The sequence below is a fragment of the Pseudomonas sp. P4_B4 genome, from assembly GCF_056402255.1.
Window position 1 is genome coordinate 29,793 of sequence record NZ_JBFUHS010000020.1, and the last position, 16,765, is coordinate 46,557.

20 protein-coding genes are annotated in these 16,765 nt (G+C 59.9%); 16 read left to right on the forward strand and 4 right to left on the reverse strand.

All coding sequences use genetic code 11. The features are described 5' to 3' along the window. Positions 1-13: 13 nt before the first annotated feature. From AC1DVE_RS20195 to AC1DVE_RS20210, 4 genes are all read left to right on the forward strand, one after another. Positions 14-1,108, forward strand: coding sequence for a serine hydrolase domain-containing protein (locus AC1DVE_RS20195; protein ID WP_223459326.1), 1,095 nt, complete (start codon positions 14-16; stop codon positions 1,106-1,108). Further along, positions 1,105-1,428, forward strand: a complete 324-nt coding sequence (locus tag AC1DVE_RS20200; RefSeq protein ID WP_223537774.1) for an amidase — start codon at positions 1,105-1,107, stop codon at positions 1,426-1,428. The genes AC1DVE_RS20195 and AC1DVE_RS20200 overlap by 4 nt, the downstream gene beginning before the upstream one ends. A 255-nt stretch (positions 1,429-1,683) precedes the next feature. Beyond that, the gene (locus AC1DVE_RS20205; protein WP_223459322.1) at positions 1,684-2,274 is read left to right on the forward strand and encodes a YceI family protein; all 591 of its coding nucleotides are present in this window, start codon (positions 1,684-1,686) and stop codon (positions 2,272-2,274) included. Position 2,275: 1 nt separating this feature from the next. Then, on the forward strand, positions 2,276-3,433 hold the full coding sequence (locus tag AC1DVE_RS20210) for a phospholipase D-like domain-containing protein (RefSeq protein WP_223459320.1): 1,158 nt from the start codon (positions 2,276-2,278) through the stop codon (positions 3,431-3,433). A gap of 156 nt (positions 3,434-3,589) precedes the next feature. Here the strand turns inward: AC1DVE_RS20210 and bglX are convergent, their stop codons facing one another. Continuing rightward, entirely contained in the window at positions 3,590-5,881 is a 2,292-nt protein-coding gene (gene bglX, locus AC1DVE_RS20215; RefSeq protein ID WP_223537771.1) for a beta-glucosidase BglX, read from the reverse strand. A gap of 263 nt (positions 5,882-6,144) precedes the next feature. Between bglX and AC1DVE_RS20220 the strand changes: the two genes are divergently transcribed. From AC1DVE_RS20220 to AC1DVE_RS20240, 5 genes are all read left to right on the forward strand, one after another. After that, positions 6,145-6,750 carry a LemA family protein gene (locus tag AC1DVE_RS20220; RefSeq protein WP_223459316.1) on the forward strand — a complete coding sequence of 202 codons (606 nt, stop codon included), beginning with the start codon at positions 6,145-6,147 and terminating at the stop codon, positions 6,748-6,750. 37 nt (positions 6,751-6,787) lie between these two features. Then, positions 6,788-7,543 carry a TPM domain-containing protein gene (locus tag AC1DVE_RS20225; RefSeq protein WP_477784147.1) on the forward strand — a complete coding sequence of 252 codons (756 nt, stop codon included), beginning with the start codon at positions 6,788-6,790 and terminating at the stop codon, positions 7,541-7,543. Between the two features lie 28 nt (positions 7,544-7,571). Beyond that, the gene (locus AC1DVE_RS20230) at positions 7,572-8,189 is read left to right on the forward strand and encodes a TPM domain-containing protein (protein ID WP_150727578.1); all 618 of its coding nucleotides are present in this window, start codon (positions 7,572-7,574) and stop codon (positions 8,187-8,189) included. Positions 8,190-8,319: 130 nt separating this feature from the next. After that, positions 8,320-8,622: a helix-turn-helix transcriptional regulator gene (locus tag AC1DVE_RS20235; protein WP_223458353.1), complete on the forward strand. Its 303-nt coding sequence runs from the start codon at positions 8,320-8,322 to the stop codon at positions 8,620-8,622. Then, entirely contained in the window at positions 8,609-8,965 is a 357-nt protein-coding gene (locus AC1DVE_RS20240) for a putative holin (protein WP_150727576.1), read from the forward strand. The genes AC1DVE_RS20235 and AC1DVE_RS20240 overlap by 14 nt, the downstream gene beginning before the upstream one ends. Before the next feature lie 143 nt (positions 8,966-9,108). Here the strand turns inward: AC1DVE_RS20240 and AC1DVE_RS20245 are convergent, their stop codons facing one another. After that, the gene (locus AC1DVE_RS20245) at positions 9,109-9,534 is read right to left on the reverse strand and encodes a helix-turn-helix domain-containing protein (protein WP_223458351.1); all 426 of its coding nucleotides are present in this window, start codon (positions 9,532-9,534) and stop codon (positions 9,109-9,111) included. Between the two features lie 301 nt (positions 9,535-9,835). Here AC1DVE_RS20245 and AC1DVE_RS20250 point away from each other — a divergent pair, with 301 nt between their 5' ends. The 3 genes from AC1DVE_RS20250 (at position 9,836) to AC1DVE_RS20260 (ending at position 11,826) form a co-directional block, all read left to right on the forward strand. After that, positions 9,836-10,114 carry an Ogr/Delta-like zinc finger protein gene (locus AC1DVE_RS20250; RefSeq protein WP_150727575.1) on the forward strand — a complete coding sequence of 93 codons (279 nt, stop codon included), beginning with the start codon at positions 9,836-9,838 and terminating at the stop codon, positions 10,112-10,114. A 2-nt stretch (positions 10,115-10,116) separates the two neighbouring features. Next, entirely contained in the window at positions 10,117-10,479 is a 363-nt protein-coding gene (locus AC1DVE_RS20255; RefSeq protein WP_223458349.1) for a hypothetical protein, read from the forward strand. A gap of 132 nt (positions 10,480-10,611) precedes the next feature. After that, entirely contained in the window at positions 10,612-11,826 is a 1,215-nt protein-coding gene (locus tag AC1DVE_RS20260; protein WP_477784148.1) for a class I SAM-dependent methyltransferase, read from the forward strand. On the opposite strand, the gene AC1DVE_RS20265 is transcribed toward AC1DVE_RS20260, so the two are convergent. Continuing rightward, entirely contained in the window at positions 11,817-12,806 is a 990-nt protein-coding gene (locus AC1DVE_RS20265) for a DMT family transporter (RefSeq protein WP_223537363.1), read from the reverse strand. The genes AC1DVE_RS20260 and AC1DVE_RS20265 overlap by 10 nt on opposite strands. Positions 12,807-13,041: 235 nt before the next feature. Here AC1DVE_RS20265 and AC1DVE_RS20270 point away from each other — a divergent pair, with 235 nt between their 5' ends. The 3 genes from AC1DVE_RS20270 (at position 13,042) to AC1DVE_RS20280 (ending at position 14,438) form a co-directional block, all read left to right on the forward strand. Beyond that, complete coding sequence (locus AC1DVE_RS20270) at positions 13,042-13,623, forward strand: DJ-1/PfpI family protein (RefSeq protein WP_223446078.1); 582 nt, start codon at positions 13,042-13,044, stop codon at positions 13,621-13,623. A gap of 14 nt (positions 13,624-13,637) precedes the next feature. After that, positions 13,638-13,943 (forward strand): ribbon-helix-helix domain-containing protein, encoded by a 306-nt coding sequence (locus AC1DVE_RS20275; RefSeq protein WP_223458355.1) that lies wholly within the window; start codon positions 13,638-13,640, stop codon positions 13,941-13,943. Positions 13,944-14,093: 150 nt separating this feature from the next. Next, positions 14,094-14,438, forward strand: coding sequence for a YegP family protein (locus AC1DVE_RS20280; RefSeq protein WP_223458344.1), 345 nt, complete (start codon positions 14,094-14,096; stop codon positions 14,436-14,438). Between the two features lie 118 nt (positions 14,439-14,556). On the opposite strand, the gene AC1DVE_RS20285 is transcribed toward AC1DVE_RS20280, so the two are convergent. After that, positions 14,557-15,576: a DUF4917 family protein gene (locus AC1DVE_RS20285; protein WP_223533471.1), complete on the reverse strand. Its 1,020-nt coding sequence runs from the start codon at positions 15,574-15,576 to the stop codon at positions 14,557-14,559. Positions 15,577-15,707: 131 nt separating this feature from the next. On the opposite strand from AC1DVE_RS20285, the gene AC1DVE_RS20290 reads away from it, so the two are divergent. Further along, positions 15,708-16,616, forward strand: a complete 909-nt coding sequence (locus AC1DVE_RS20290) for a LysR family transcriptional regulator (protein ID WP_223458340.1) — start codon at positions 15,708-15,710, stop codon at positions 16,614-16,616. Positions 16,617-16,765: the final 149 nt, after the last annotated feature.

A 16,765-nucleotide genomic window follows, 5' to 3' on the forward strand; every position in this document is an offset into this window, starting at 1 on the left:
CCGAGCCCCCGCCATGCCCAAAGGCTTGTCCCTGATTTTCCTGCTGTTGCTCAGCCTCACGGCCCAGGCTGAAAACTGGCCCGCCGAGCAATGGCCGACCGCCCCGACACCGACCGGCCCGGCGCTTCAAGCCTTGGAGGCCTATGCCTTCCCAACCCGCGATGACACCACTCGCCAGGGCATTCGCACCGATGCCTTGCTGGTGATCCGCGACGGCCAGTTGATCTACGAACGCTATGCCGGCCCGACGACGGCCGAGACACCACACCTGACCTGGTCGATCAGTAAAAGCCTGATGGCCACGGTCCTCGGTGTGGCCTACGGCGAAGGGCTGTTCAAGTTGCAGGACCCGGTACAGAAGTTTTATCCACCGCTGCAAAAGCACCCCTCCACGACCATGGCCGACCTGTTGCACTGGGCCTCGGGCATCGACTGGCAAGAGGACTATGAATACGCACCGCTGAAGTCGTCGGTGGTGGCCATGCTCTACACCCGCGGTCACCGCGACATGGCCGCGTTCACCGCAGCGCATGCCGAGTACGCGGCACCGGGCCAGGCATTTCGCTACTCCAGCGGTGACAGCAACCTGTTGTCCGCCGCGTTGAAAACCATCGTCGGCCCCAGCCGCTATCTCGACTATCCGTGGACTGCATTGTTCGAGCCGCTGGGCATTCGCCATGCCGTTTGGGAAACAGATGCCACGGGCACTTTCGTCGCTTCGTCCTATGCCTACCTCTCTGCACGGGATCTGGCCCGGGTCGGTCTGTTGATGGCACGCGAGGGTCGCTGGGCAGACAAGCAACTGCTGCCCAAGGACTGGGTGGCATTCAACCGCGAACCGTTCGCTCACTATCACGCCGATCAAGACGATGCCGTCCCCGGCGGCCAGTGGTGGCTCAATCGAGCCGTTGAGGGCGCGGCACGACCCTGGCCCGATGCCCCCGGCGACACCTTCGCCGCGTTGGGTCATTGGGGCCAGGCGATGTACGTGATCCCCAGTGAACAGCTGGTGATCGTCCGCTACGGCGATGACCGCGACGGCAGTTACCGGCACAACCAATTGCTCCAGCTCGCGCTCAAGGCGTTTGCCGGGAAGGTGCAGCCATGAGCGGTTTCATTCGCCGTCGACCGGTCAGCTCTCTGTTGCTGATCCTGCTGATCGCCTTGCTCGGCTGGATCTGGCACGAACGGGTGGCGCTGTGGGCGTTCCCCGACATCATTAGCGCTTACACCACCAAGGAGTACTGTTCGTGCCGCTACGTGATGAACAACGATGCCGAGTACTGCCACGGTTATGTGAAACAGTGGCTGCCCGCCAGCGGCTTTACCGATGACCCGGCCGGCAAGCGTGTCACGGTCAGCGGCATGGGCCGCAGCAACAGCGCGGTGTGGATCGGCGAGCGCCAGGGTTGCCGCTTGCAGCCTTGAACACGAATAGATTCGTGGGTGAGGACAAGGCTTTTGTGGCGAGGGGGCTTGCCCCCGTTGGGTCGCGAAGCGGCCCCCCAAAACCATGCAACAGGTTCCATCAGGCAAACCGCAATGACAGGTTTTGCGACTGCTTCGCAGCCGAGCGGGAGCAAGCTCCCTCGCCACAAAGGCAGGTTTGGAGTAATAGACGGCTTGCAATGCGCTGAAGGCCAGTTAAGGTTCAGCACAGGTTTATCTGCCCCACGAGTCTCTATGTTCAAGCGCTCCACCCTCCAACCCCTCGTTTTCCTGCTGCTGGCCGGCGCCACATTGTCGGCCCGCGCCGACTGGTACCTCGACGGCGAGTCTTCGCGCCTGTCGTTTGTCAGCACCAAGAATGCCAATGTCTCCGAAGTGCAGCGCTTCCTGGTGTTGCACGGCAAGGTCGATCCCGAGGGACTGGCACAGGTGGAAGTCGAACTGGAGTCGATCAACAGCGGCATCCCGTTGCGCGATGAACGCATGCGCAAGGAATTGTTCCAGATCGACCGGTTTCCCGACGCCTTGATCACCACGAAAATCGATCTGCGCCCGATCAACGACCTCGCTCCCGGCGCACAGCTGGAGTTGCGCCTGCCGCTGACGGTCGACCTGCACGGCAAGCAACACGAGTACCAAGCCGAACTGCTGGCGACCCGTCTCGATGACCGCCGCTTTCAAGTGGTGACCCTCGAACCTCTGGTAATCAACGCCGAAGATTTTGATTTGGCTCCCGGCCTGGAAGCGTTGCGCAAAATGGCCGGTTTGTCGGCGATCAGTCTTTCAGTGCCGGTGAGTGCGGTACTGATATTCACGGCGCGCTGACATGGCCGGAGCGATTTTTCCCTGGCGTGAAGGCAACCATTTCGAACTGCTGATCGACGGTCCGCAGTTTTTTCCGCGCATGCTGGTGGCGATTGCCCGGGCTGAAGAACAGGTCGAACTGGAGCTGTATCTGGTGGAGGCGGGCGCCTGCGCCGAAGCCATGGTCCAGGCCTTGGTGCAGGCCGCCGAGCGCGGTGTGCGGGTGCGCTGCCTGTTCGATGATTACGGCAGCCTCGCTTTCACCCTGACTTTGCGTCAGCGGCTGATGGCTGCCGGGGTGGAACTGCGTTTCTACAACCGGCTGAGCTGGCGGCGCTGGGTCGGCAACTTCTACCGCGATCATCGCAAGCTGTTACTGGTGGACCAGAGTCTTGCCGTGGTCGGCGGCACCGGTGTCACTGATGAGTTCTGGACACCGGGCGAAGACGTCAGCGAATGGCACGAAGTGATGGTGGAAATCACCGGTCCGCTGGTGCTCGACTGGCAACTGCTGTTTGATCGTCAGTGGATTGCCAACCGCCATCGACGTGCCTGGCGACCGGCCTCGCATTTCGGTCTGCCGCGCCTGCCACGGGTGCCGTCCATAGGCGAAGGCATGGGCCGTGTGGCCTATGCCGACGCCCGTCAACACCGGGATATTCTGCAATCGCTGGTGCGCGCCCTGAACAGCGGTCAGCGACGGATCTGGCTGGCCACGCCGTACTTTTTGCCGACCTGGAAAGTCCGCCGCTCCCTGCGCCGGGCGGCTGCCCGGGGCGTCGATGTGCGGTTGCTGCTGACCGGCCCCCGTACCGATCACCCATCCGTGCGCTATGCCGGCCATCGCTACTACCCGCGACTGCTCAGGGCCGGGGTGACGATTTACGAATACCAGCCGTGTTTCCTGCACTTGAAAATGGTCCTGATCGATGACTGGGTGAGCATCGGTTCGTGCAACTTCGATCACTGGAACCTGCGCTTCAACCTGGAGGCCAACCTGGAAGCACTGGATCCCGGATTGACCCAAGCGGTAGCCGCGAGTTTCGAACGGGACTTCGGGTTGAGTGAGCAAGTCAGTCTGGAGGAGTGGAAGCGTCGGCCGTTGTGGCGGCGAGTCAAGCAGCGGGTGTGGGGATGGGTGGATCGGGTGGTAGTAAATCTGCTGGATCGACGGGGTTGACGCCGATCTTTTAGACACCAGAAACCAAATGTGGGAGCGGGCTTGCTCCGGGCGGCGATCCGACGAAGACGGAGTGTCAGTCAATGATGATGTCGACTGACAGATCGCTTTCGCGAGCAAGCCCGCTCCCACATTTGTATTGCGTTGTTGCCGGGATTAGAGCAACTCAAAACTCTGCTGCGTCACGTCCTGGGAATCCAGGCCGATCTGCACATTGAACTTGCCCGGCTCCGCCGCGTACTTGAGCTGGGTGTTGTAGAACTTCAGGTCGTCCTCGGTGATGGTGAAGTGCACGACTTTCTGCTCGCCAGCCTTGACCATTACTTTCTGGAAGTTCTTCAGTTCCTTGATCGGGCGGATCATCGAGCCGGCCACGTCCTGGATGTACAACTGCACCACGGTTTCGCCGTCACGCTTGCCGGTGTTTTTCACCGTGACACTGGCGTCGAGCTTGCCGGTCTTGTTCAGTGTGGTCGATGACAGCGCCATGTCGCTCAGGCTGAACTCGGAGTAGCTCAGGCCGTAACCGAACGGGTACAGGGGGCCGGTGGTGTCATCGAAGTACTGCGAGGTGTAGTTGCCCGGTTTGCCCGGAGTGAAYGGCCGGCCAATGGTCAGGTGGTTGTAGTAGGTCGGAATCTGGCCGACCGAACGCGGGATGCTGATCGGCAGTTTGCCCGAGGGGTTGTAGTCGCCGAACAGCACGTCGGCGATGGCGTTGCCGCCCTCGGTGCCGGTGAACCAGGTTTCCAGGATCGCGTCAGCCTGTTCTTTCTCTTCGAGAATCGTCAGTGGACGGCCGTTCATCAACACCAGCACCAGCGGTTTGCCGGTGGCCTTCAGGGCACGGATCAGCTCGCGCTGGTTTTCCGGGATGTTCAGGTCGGTGCGGCTCGACGATTCGTGGGACATGCCACGGGATTCGCCGACGGCGGCAACGACGACATCAGCATCCTTGGCGGCTTTCACCGCTTCGTCGATCAGCACGTTTGCCGGGCGCGGATCATCCACTACTTCCGGGGCGTCGAAGTTGAGGAAGTTCAGGTAACCGAGGATTTTCGGGTCGCTGGTGATGTTGGCGCCACGGGCGTAGATCAGTGTCGATTTGTCGCCCAAGGCGTTGGTCATGCCGTCGAACAGGGTCACCGATTGCGCTGGCTTACCGGCCGCAGCCCAGCTGCCCATCATGTCGATTGGCGCCTTGGCCAGCGGACCGACCAGGGCGATTTTTGCAGTCTTCTTCAGTGGCAGGGTGTCATTCTGGTTTTTCAGCAGCACCTGGCTGCGGCGTGCCACATCACGGGCCTCGGCGCGGTGCAGGCGGCTGTCGGCGTAGGTGTCGACCGGATCATCCTCGGCCTTGCCGATGCGCAGGTACGGGTCTTTGAACAGGCCCATGTCGTACTTGGCGCCCAGTACCGCACGCACGGCGTTGTCGATGTCGCTCTGCTGGATTTCACCGGACTTCAGCAGCCCTGGCAGCTCTTTGCCGTACAGGGTGTCGTTCATGCTCATGTGGATGCCGGCCTTGATCGCCAGCTTCGCCGCTTCGCGACCGTCGGCGGCAACGCCGTGCTTGATCAGCTCGAAAATCGCCCCGTGGTCGCTGACGGCCAGGCCCTTGAAGCCCCACTCCTTGCGCAACAGGTCGTTCATCAGCCAGGTGTTGGCCGTGGCCGGCACGCCGTTGATCGAGTTCAGCGCGACCATGACCCCACCAGCGCCGGCATCGATGGCAGCGCGGTACGGTGGCAGGTAGTCCTGGTACATCTTGATCGGGCTCATGTCGACCACGTTGTAGTCGCGGCCGCCCTCGACCGCGCCGTACAGGGCAAAGTGCTTGACGCTGGCCATGATGCTGTCGGCGGCGTTGGCGCCCGTGCCCTGGAACGCCTTGACCATCACGCCGGCAATGCGCGACACCAGGTAGGTGTCTTCGCCGAAGCCTTCGGAGGTGCGGCCCCAGCGCGGGTCGCGGGAGATGTCGACCATCGGCGCGAAGGTGATGTCGAGGCTGTCAGCCGCGGCTTCCTTGGCGGCGATGCGCCCGGACAGGCCGATGGCGTCCATGTCCCAGCTCGAGGCCAGGGCCAGCGGGATCGGGAAAATGGTGCGGTGGCCGTGGATCACGTCGTAGGCGAAGAACATCGGGATCTTCAGGCGGCTGCGCATGGCCGCGTCCTGCATCGGCCGGTTTTCCGGGCGGGTGATCGAGTTGAACGTACCGCCGATGTTGCCTGCCGCGATTTCCTTGCGGATCATTTCGCGCGGCATTTCCGGGCCGATGCTGATCAGGCGCAGCTGGCCGATTTTTTCATCGAGGGTCATTTGCTTCATCAGGTTGCTGACGAAGGCTTCCTTGTTCTCCAGGGGTGCGGGCGTCGTGGCGGCCAATACGTTATGACTGGCCAGGCTGACGAACAGGCCCAGCAAACACAGCTTCTTCATGAATAGTTTTCTCAAGGGCCCAAACGGCGATGCACACGCCGGCCAGCCAAAATTTAGGGAGCGTCTATTGTTGTTCGGGTGCCGGCTCAAAAGACCAGAGCCAAAAAACCGCAGCCAGATGGCGGATGCTTTTTTGCGCAGGGCCTCTTTTTAGCCCATCGGCCCGTTGCAATCCAGAGGCGCGGGCGATTATGCCCCAAGAGCCGGCTCAGAAGGATTCACGGTCGGTTTTTTCATGAACTGTACAAGGGAGCGTCAGCCTGATGAATGTAAGTCCAACCTACCGTTCGCGCCTGCAGGTCGCCACGCTGCTGATGCTGGCCACTTTGCTGACCGCCTGCGGCATCAACAACATCCCGACGCTCGATGAACAGGCCAAGGCCGCCTGGGGTCAGGTGCAGAACCAGTATCAGCGGCGCGCCGACCTGATTCCCAACCTGGTGGAAACCGTCAAGGGCTACGCCAAACATGAAGAAGAGACCCTGACGGCGGTGATTGAGGCCCGGGCCAAGGCCACCTCGATCCAGGTGGATGCCTCGACCCTCGACAACCCGGAAAAACTCAAGCAGTACCAACAGGCCCAGGACCAGCTCAGCGGCGCCTTGAGCCGTTTGATGGTGGTCTCCGAGCGGTATCCGGACCTGAAGGCCAACCAGAACTTCCTCGCCTTGCAGTCGCAACTGGAAGGCACCGAGAACCGGATCAGCGTGGCCCGGCGTGATTTCATCCTCGCGGTGCAGAAATACAACACCGAGATCCGCACGTTCCCCGGTCGCCTGTGGCACACCGTGATGTACAGCGACCTGCCGGTGCGCGAGACCTTCGAAGCCACACCTGGGGCGGAAAAGGCCCCCGAGGTCAAATTCTGAACAGCGGTAATCGGCATCGCCACGTAAGAGGTTGCCAATGCGCGTCCTGAAAACAGGCCTGTTGCTGTTGTTGTGGGTGGTGACGATCACGGCCCGGGCCGAACTGAGCTTCCCGGCGCTGATCGGACGGGTGGTCGACAACGCGCAAATGATCGAGCCGTCGGTGCGCGAGCAACTCACCCAACAACTTCAGGCCCATGAGCAAGCCACCGGCGAGCAGCTTGTGGTAGTGACTTTGCCGGATTTGCAAGGCACCGACATCGCCGACTTCGGTTACCAACTTGGCCGCCACTGGGGCATCGGGCAGAAGGACAAGAACAACGGCGCCTTGCTGATCATCGCCCGGGACGAGCGCCGGCTGCGTATCGAAGTCGGTTATGGCCTGGAGGATCGCCTGACCGATGCCCAGAGTTCGGTGATCATCAACCAGGTCATCACGCCGGCGTTCAAGACCGGCAATTTCAGTAAAGGCATCAGTGACGGCGTGGCAGCAATGCTGGTGGTACTGGGCGGCAATCCCTTGGACGAACCCTCCACGGCGTATGAATCCAGAGGTGATCCGGGGGACGATTTCGTTGCGCGGCATCCCGGGTTGTTCGTGTTTTTGGTGATGTTGTTCATCCTGACTGTTTTTGTGTGCCAGATGCTCGGTATCCTTCCCGCTGGCCGGGGCGGCTCCGGTGGATCCGGGGGCGGCTTTGGCGGTGGTGGATTTGGCGGCGGCGGTGGAGGGGGAGGCTTCAGCGGCGGCGGGGGCAGTTTCGGCGGGGGCGGTTCGTCCGGCGGCTGGTGATAATAAAAATGAGCAGGCACTTCACGACATGGCATTACTGACTGAACACGAACAACGCAAAGTGGCCGAGGCCATTGCCCGGGTCGAGCGCGAGACCGACGCAGAACTGGTGACCGTACTCGCTGCCCGCGCCGACGACTATGCGTACATCCCGTTGCTGTGGGCCAGTCTGCTGGCGCTGCTGGTACCGGGCATCGTGCATTACTTCACCGGTTGGCTGACCCTGCACAGCCTGCTGCTGGTGCAATGGGCCATCTTCATCGTGCTGTGCCTGGTGTTCCGCCTGCCGAAAGTCACCACCCATCTGATACCGCGCTCGGTGCGCCACTGGCGTGCCTCGAACCTGGCGCGCCGGCAGTTCCTGGAGCAGAACCTGCACCACACCGAGGGCAGCACCGGCGTGCTGATTTTCGTTTCCGAAGCCGAGCGTTATGTGGAGATCCTGGTGGATGAAGGGATTTCCAGCCGGCTGGACAACAAGAACTGGGACGCGATCGTCGCCACGTTTACCCAGCAGGTGAAGCAGGGGCAGACGCTGCAAGGGTTTGTCAGCTGCGTCGAAGCCTGTGGCGAGTTGCTCAAGGTGCATGTGCCAGTGACCCATGTGCGCAATGAGTTGCCGAACCGGTTGGTGGTACTCGGCTAAGTCATGTCATGACGTTGTGTAGCGCCCGTCGTTACAACTCCCGTTAATTGTCCGGGTTCGGCCTTGCCATCAGTATTTCTCTCTAACAGTGGACGCCCAGCGACGGGTGTTCCCGCGAAGAGGGATTCTTATGACAACCCAACAATCGAATGACTCTTTGGCACGAGTAGCTCCTGGCGGAGAGGGACGTACGCCAACGGCGAAGCTGACGGCAAAAGAAACACAAGTCCTGATGTGGTGTTTCAAGGGCAAGACTTCCTGGGAGATCGCCAGGATCGAGAATTGCACGGAATCTACCGTCAATTTTCACTTCGCCAATATTCGCCGAAAATTCGCAGTCAGTTCGCGCAGTTCCGCCTTGCTAAAGGCCATCGAGTCGGGAGCGATCATCGTGGACTCGGTCGTTGCGCGAGGTGCACATGAGCCTGACTGATTCGACCTACAACGGTATCAGTGGGCTCATGTTGGGAATGGGGATTGCAACGCTGCCAGTCGTTGATGGCGAGGCACTGTTCGGTGCAATGCTCGGAGCGTGGCTGGTCACGACCACTCGCACTGACTTCAAGGCCTGGCAGCGCATTGGTTCCTGGTTGCTGTCTGCAGGTGTCGGTTACCTCTTTACGCCTGTCGCACATCCGCTGGCGCCTTTTCTGACAGGAGGCGTGACAGCCTTTCTTTGCGCACTGGTCGTTATTCCTATCAGCATCAAGCTTATGCAATGGATCGATAGCGCCGGTATCGGCGAAATCATTCGACACCTGAGAGGGCGAAAATGATGGTCTGTGGAAGGCTTGCCTTGGTGTGGGTGACGGACGTGGTTTACTTGATACGTGTGTTCCGGCTGGCGTGTTATCAGCGCATTTCTATCTGTTGCCCGTGGCACGTCTTGAAGCAATGAAACTTCTGATGACATATGTCTTCAAGTTTCAGTCGAGGATTTAAGTGTTGCGAGAATAGAGGCCATTTCGGAAAGTCTGAGTTCCATGTCACGCAGTCGTTGCTTTTCCTCGAGTGCGTTTTGTATGGCGCAGCGATCATCTTCGTCGAGCAACCGCCAGAGCGCGAGAATGGTGTTTTCCCGTGTTGTGCTTTCCTGATCAGCCTCCGAAGAGTCAGTAACTTTTTGTCTCAGGATCGGCCCTTCACCCAGCAGCAACCAGTCAAGGGAGACTCCCCGCGCTTGTGCGATATCTACGCATAATGAGTATGGCGTGCTGTCGCGGCCTCTCCAGCTACTAAGTGTCTGCGGGCTGATCTGTAGCGCGGAAGATAAAGAAGCATCGGTTTTTGTGCCAGTAATCTGCTTTAGTCGAGCCAAAACAGCTTGTGATTTTTTGCTACGCAATTTGAGCCTCTTCCTTTTGACATATGCTTTTTGAGTGCCTAATTTATGCGTAATGAGTACTTTTTTTCATAATAAGTAATCAATCATCAAAGATGAGTCAGAAGAATACGATGTCGAAACTTCCTAATGGTATCAAGGTGATTTCCTACGAGCATGGCTCGAACCCATTACGCGTCTGCCCGATGCACTTCCTTATGTCTGGCAGACACTATTCGCAAGTCCGGAGCGCCACGATGAACGTCTCAAGCAGTATTGCGTTTGATCAGGTTGATTGCCACCAAATGACCGTCGGGAATCAAGCATGAGCACTTATAAAATGGTGTGCCCGCACTGCTTGAGCAGGATGCGCATCCGCACCAGCGAAGGCCGACATATTTTCCTGCGGGTGGCGTATCTGCAATGCACGTCGGAAGCTTGCGGTTGGTCTGTACGTGCCGAATTTGAAATGACCCATGAACTTTCGCCCAGTGGCATGCCCAATCCGGCCGTACGCCTGCCTTGCGCCGGGCCCGATTTGCGCCGTGCCGCCCGGCCCGTGGCAGTCAGTCCTGCCACGACAGAAGTGCCTCAGGAGACGTGAGCATGAAGGTCAGCGATGAAAATGCAGAGCTGAATGAGGAGCTATTGGCGATAGCCCAGGCGTTTTTGGGGCGTCATGAAAGTGAAGGGGGGATCGATGATCAAGTCCTGTTTTGTCGCGCGGTGAAGAATCTGCAGGGTATGGATGTACCGATGCACTTGGCGGAAAGGCTGGTTAGCCGTGCCTATGGCGTACTCAAGTCGTGCAACGACCGTCGGCGCCTGGACATCGATGCCAGTTCCGAAACGGTCGCCGTGGTGACCGACCCTGCCAGCGGACTGACCTGGGCAGTGCCAGTGGGGTTGATCGTCAAACACATTATTAACTCACCGAATAACCGCAGGCTTCGCCTGGTGGAACCCTGAGGTTTCAATGGTTGTATTGAGGTCCTGGGCTGCGTGACTGGGACCTGTCGCAAAATAACCCCGTGCCCAAAGCCCTCGTCCCCCTTAAAATACCGACATTCTCCGATTTGCATCGCCTGAGGCCGTTTTTCCATGTCCGTCACCGCCACTCCCGCCAGCCTCGCGCCGGATCATCACGCTCAGTTCATCGACCTGCTGCAAACCAGCCTCGAGCACAATGCGTTCATCAAACTGGTGCTGGCCAAGTACGTGGGCGATGAAACGGACCTGCAGCGGATCATCATCAAGCCGGTGACGGTCAAGGCGCAGCCTTGCCTGTCTTTTGTCTACCGCTACAAGACCCGCGATATCACCAAGAACCTGCCGCTGGCCGATGGCGTGGCAAGTATTGCCGAGTTGCTGCCGGCGTCGTTCAAAAATGCGCATTTGTTGTCGTTGACCGACGAAGCCCAGCTCGAATACAGCAAAAATGGCAAGTCATCGCTGTTCAAGAGTAAACCTCAGCAATTGCGTGAAGTGCCATCGGCCGAGCACAACCGTGAGAAAAACCGTTTTCTTGACCTGAGCCGGCCGTTTCTCGCCGACCTGGGTGTGACCAACAAGCAGCATGAACTGATCCCGGCGATGTCGCGCAAGTGGAAGCAGATCAACAAGTTCATCGAAGTGTTCAGCCATGCGCTGACGTCGTCACCCCTGGCGCTGGACAAGCCGGTGCGGGTGGCGGACTTCGGTTCGGGCAAGGGCTACCTGACCTTCGCCATCCACGATTACCTGCGCAACACCTTGAAGGCCGAAGGCGAGGTGACCGGCGTCGAGCTGCGTGAAGACATGGTCACCCTGTGCAACACCGCGGCTGCCAAGCTTGAACACCCCGGCCTGGTGTTCAAGTGCGGTGACGTGCGCAGCGTGGCGCCGAGCGAGCTGGACGTGATGATCGCCCTGCATGCATGCGATATCGCCACTGACTATGCGATCCACACCGGCATCCGTTCCGGCGCCTCGATCATCATGTGCTCGCCGTGCTGCCACAAACAGATCCGCCTGCAAATCCAGAGCCCGACGCTGCTCAAGCCGATGCTGCAATACGGCTTGCACCTGGGCCAGCAGGCCGAGATGGTCACCGACAGTTTGCGCGCGTTGTTCCTTGAGGCCTGTGGTTATGAGACCAAGGTGTTCGAGTTCATCTCACTGGATCACACCAACAAGAACAAGATGATCCTGGCGGTCAAACGCGCCGAACCGGTGGACCCGGCCCAGTTGCTGGCGAAGATTCAAGAGCTGAAAGACTTCTATCACATTAGCGAACATTGCCTGGAAACGTTGCTGCGCGCTGACGGTTACCTCTGATCCTGTGGGAGCGGCGGTGCGGCGATCCGACTTGCTCGCGAGGGCGTTGGGTCAGTCGATATTGGTGTTGAATGTGGAGCCGCATTCGCGAGCAAGCCCGCTCCCACATGGGGTTTGATTGTGGTCTTGCGTCCCAGCATCACCGTCACGATCACCCCACCAGCGAACAGCCAGGTAATCGGCTCCACATGTTCACCGAAGAACAGCGCCGAGAAGGCGATGGTGAAGAAGATCTGCAGCAACTGGATCTGACTGACCCGGGCAATGCCGCCCATGGCCAGCCCGGCGTACCAGGCAAAGAAGCCGATGAACTGCGAAAACAGCGAGACATAACCGAAGGCCCACCAGGTCTTGGCGGAAATCTCGCCCTGATGCTGCAGCGCCAGATACACCACCGGGCCGATCAGCAGCGGCGTCGACAGCACCAGCGCCCAGCAGATCACCTGCCAGCCGCCCATCTCCCTCGCCAGCCGGCCTCCCTCGGCGTAGCCCAATCCGCCCACTGCAATGGCGCCAAGCATCAGCAAGTCACCGGCCTGAATACTGCCGGCACCGCTGATCAGTGCATAACCGAGCACCAACGCGCTGCCCAATGCGGCGCAGGCCCAGAAGGCTTTCGAAGGTCGCTCATGGGACAACCACGCGGCGTACAGCGCCACGCACAGCGGCTGCAAACCATTGACCAGCGCGCCGTGGGACGCCGGCAAAGTTTGCATGGCCCAGGCCGACAATACCGGGAAACCGAGGATCACCCCGGCCATCACCAGCGTCAGGCCTTTGACCTGTTTCCAGGTCGGCCATTTTTCCCGGTGCCACAGCAACAGCAACGCCGCCGGAACCGCCGCAAACAGTGCCCGACCCAGGCCGTTGAGCAGCGGGTGCAGTTCCTGCACGACGATCCGCGTGAAGGGCAGGGTGAGGCTGAAGATCACAACGCCGAGCAGGCCCAGGGCCATGCCGGTGTTTTCGCGCGAGGACATGTTGGCAACCAGAATCGTGGAGGGTGGGAGGTGGTGTTATCTAGCCATAAACCCCGCGCTTTGGCGCTTACAGCTGGCTACAGAAATATCCGTACAGTTTTGGGTACACCTTTGTGGCGAGGGGGCATTCCGACAAGCCCCCTCGCCACAAGGTAGTAGCCGGTTGTTACCCGACCCGCCGGATAAGGACTACCTTGAATACTCCTGCAAGCCCACTTCCAGAGGAGTCCTCCCCATGGCTGCGAAAAAAATTCTGATGCTGGTCGGTGATTACGTCGAAGACTATGAAGTGATGGTGCCGTTCCAGGCGTTGCTGATGGTCGGCCACACGGTGCACGCCGTTTGCCCGGACAAGGCTGCCGGCCAGACCGTGCGCACGGCGATCCATGACTTTGAAGGCGACCAGACCTACAGCGAAAAACCCGGTCACCTGTTTGCCCTCAACTTTGACTTTGCCAAGGTCAACGCCGCCGATTATGACGCAGTGCTGATTCCGGGCGGCCGTGCGCCGGAGTACCTGCGCCTGAACGAAAAAGTCCTGGAACTGGTGCGCGCATTCGACAAGGCTGGCAAGCCGATCGCTGCCGTGTGCCATGGCGCGCAGTTGCTGGCGGCAGCGGGTGTTCTCGAAGGTCGCGAATGCAGCGCTTATCCGGCCTGCGCCCCGGAAGTGCGACTGGCGGGCGGTACGTATATCGATATTGCGGTGACGGACGGCCATGTCCAGGGCAATCTGGCCACGGCTCCGGCCTGGCCTGCGCACCCGAACTGGCTGGCCGGTTTCCTGGGGTTGCTGGGTACCAAAATCACGCTGTAACGAGGGCCATGTCCATGTGCGAGCTGTACGTCAAAGCCGACCCGATTCTCTATGAGTCGCGCTCCCGCTCGCTGCGCATCTGCGGGGTGGTCACCACCCTGCGGCTGGAGAATCAGTTTTGGGACATCCTCAGCGAAATCGCCGAGGTCGATGGCATGACCACCAATCAGTTGATCACCAAGCTGTATGAAGAGGTGATGGACTATCGCGGCGTGGTGGTCAATTTCGCTTCGTTCTTGCGGGTGAGTTGTACGCGGTATCTGAGCCAGCGGCGGACGTCGGCGCCGGAGTTGTCGGTGGTGCGGGCTGCGGCGAAGTAAGGAAGATAGTGTCGACACCATCGCGAGCAGGGATCACGCTGAACCTGTGGGAGCGGGCTTGCCCGCGAAGGGGGCCGTTCAGGCGACAGAAATCCCGGCTTGGTCTTTACTGTGAAGCGCGCAACCTCTCAATCGCCAAGGAGAAAGAGCATGTCCGGATGGTATGAAGTGAGCAAAAGCAGCAATGGCCAGTTCAGGTTTGTCCTCAAGGCGGCCAACGCCGAGACCATTCTGACCAGCGAGCTGTACACCACCCACGCCGCCGCCGACAAAGGCATCGCCTCGGTCCAGGCCAACAGCCCGCTGGATGAGCGTTACGAGAAGAAAACCACCAAGGATGGCCATCCTTATTTCAATCTAAAGGCAGGCAATCACGAGATCATCGGCAGCAGCGAGGCCTACTCCTCGCCGGCGGCCATGGAAAAAGGCATTGCCAGCGTGAAGGCCAACGGCTCGTCCAAGGTGGTCAAGGACAAGACGTTGCCGGTGCTTTGAATTCAACACACATCCCCTGTGGGAGCAGCCCGCTCCCACATTCGACCGCATTTTATCTGAAGGAACTCGGTCACCTGTGGGAGCGAGCCTGCTCGCGATGGCGGTAGCAGCGTCGCCGCTAAACCTCGACCGGAACCGCCAGCTTCGTGCCACCCAGCGCATGGCTCTTCGAATCAAAAAACCGCAACTCAACCCCCGTCCCCTCAAACACCTTCGCGTAATGTCGCTTCTGGTGCTGGATGAAGGCCTTGCTGCGCGGGTAAATCGAGATCGCCAGCACCTGCGGTTTCGCCAGGCGCAAGGCGTGGACGATGTGACTGTCCTGCTCCCCCAACGCATGGCCGAAGATGCACAGCGCCTGGCCGTGACCGAGTAATTGCTCGTAGCAGAACGACAAATAGTCCGAACTGCGAATGGTCTTGAGCTTGTCCGCACTAGGCCCTTCATTGACGAACAGCGGCACGTCGTCGAGGGTCTTGATCGTGTTGTTGATGGCGAAACTGCCCAGCAACGTGCCCTCGGTCGACATCAGTTTGCGCGCCGTACCGTCCTGATTGCGCACCAGATGCAGACCGCCGTGCAGGTACAGCAAACGGGTTTTATCGGTGGCCGTGTCGCTCAGGTCGAAACCGGGTTCGGCGCCCTGGAACAGATCGGTGATCGCCTCAGGCTGGTGTTGCACCGCCCAGTAGTTGAGCAAGTCGTAATTGGTGGTGAACACCGTGCGATAGCTGGCCAGTTCCTGATTGATGGTTGCCAGCGTCGAAGGCACCACCAGCCGCCACGGGATATGCACCGCATGCACGGTGTTGATCAGCGCTTCTTTGATCGCGTAGTAGCGATTGCGTGGGGCGGCGGAACTGACGGCCAGGGCCTTGTTGACCCGGCTGGTGGTCTTCAACGCGCTCAGTACCTGCTCGAAACTGCGGGTCTGCATCGCATCGAACACACTCAGCTCGGACGGGCTCAGGGGTTTTTCTTCAACGGTGCGGGCGTTGTCGAACAGCGACTCGTAGCCGAAATCGTCCCACACCGCGCGACTGGCACCGTTGCCCACCAGCAAACCACTGAACGAAGTGGTGCTGCGCAAGGCGTTCCAGTCTTCAAGTTGAGCATCGACATCCTGGAAATCGGTCATTGCGGTCTTCGTCTCACGGCAAAAGGTCTGTGGGCGGCGACTTTATCACGACCGGTGACCGGACCACGGCACGACGCGGGCGAAGAACGCTATGCTGCGAATTCGCCTGAGCCGACTTCGCCGAGTACCCGATGCTGCAAAAAAGCCTGATCCGCCGTCTCGACCTGATCACCCTGCAACTGTTCGTCGCCGTGCATGAAGAGGGCACGCTGACCCGTGCCGCCTCGCGCGAAGCGATTGCCGTCTCGGCGGCGAGCAAGCGCTTGATGGAGCTGGAGGAGGCGCTGGGCATCAGCCTGTTCGTGCGCCAAGCCAAGGGCATGTCCCTGACGCCGGCCGGTGAAACCCTGTTGCACCATGCCCGGCAGATGTTGTTCAACGTCGAGAAAATGGGGCTTGAACTGGGCGAGCACAGCCACGGTGTGCGCGGCTATGTGCGGATGCTCGCCAACCTGTCGGCGATCATTCAGTTTTTGCCCGAGGACCTGCGGGATTTTTCCGAGCGTCACCCACAGGTCAAGACCGACCTCGAAGAACGCCCAAGCGCCGGGGTGATTCAGGGCGTGCTCGACGGGGTGGCCGACCTCGGGATCTGTTCCATCGACAGTGACATCAAAGGCCTGCACAGCGTGCTGTATCGCCAGGACAAACTGGTGGTGTTGATGCCGCCGCACCATCCATTGGCGAGCCGGTCGAGCGTGGCGTTTGCCGACACGCTGGACAGTGATTATGTTGGCTTGCATGCTGCCAGTTCGATCAACATGCGTACCCACGCGGCGGCGCGCCAGGCTGGTAAGGTTTTGCGTTTGCGCATTCATGTGCCGGGGTTTGATGCGATGTGCCGGATGGTCCAGGCCAACATGGGTATCGGCATCCTTCCGCAACGCGCCTTTGAATTGTTTGGTCGGGCACTGGGTTTGCACGCGGTGCCATTGACGGATGAATGGTCCGACCGGGCGTTGATTCTGGTGGTGCGCGATGAGGCGTTGCTGTCACCGGTGAGCCGGATGTTGTTTGAGCATTTACGCGGGGCGACCTGAGAATTCTCTGCTGAATGGGCCGGCCCCTTCGCGAGCAAGCCCGCTCCCACACTGGATCTGTGTAGCGCTGAAGATCCCTGTGGGAGCGGGCTTGCTCCGGGCGGCGATCCGACGAAGGCGGCCCTGAGGCCGCGACAATCCCCCAGAGC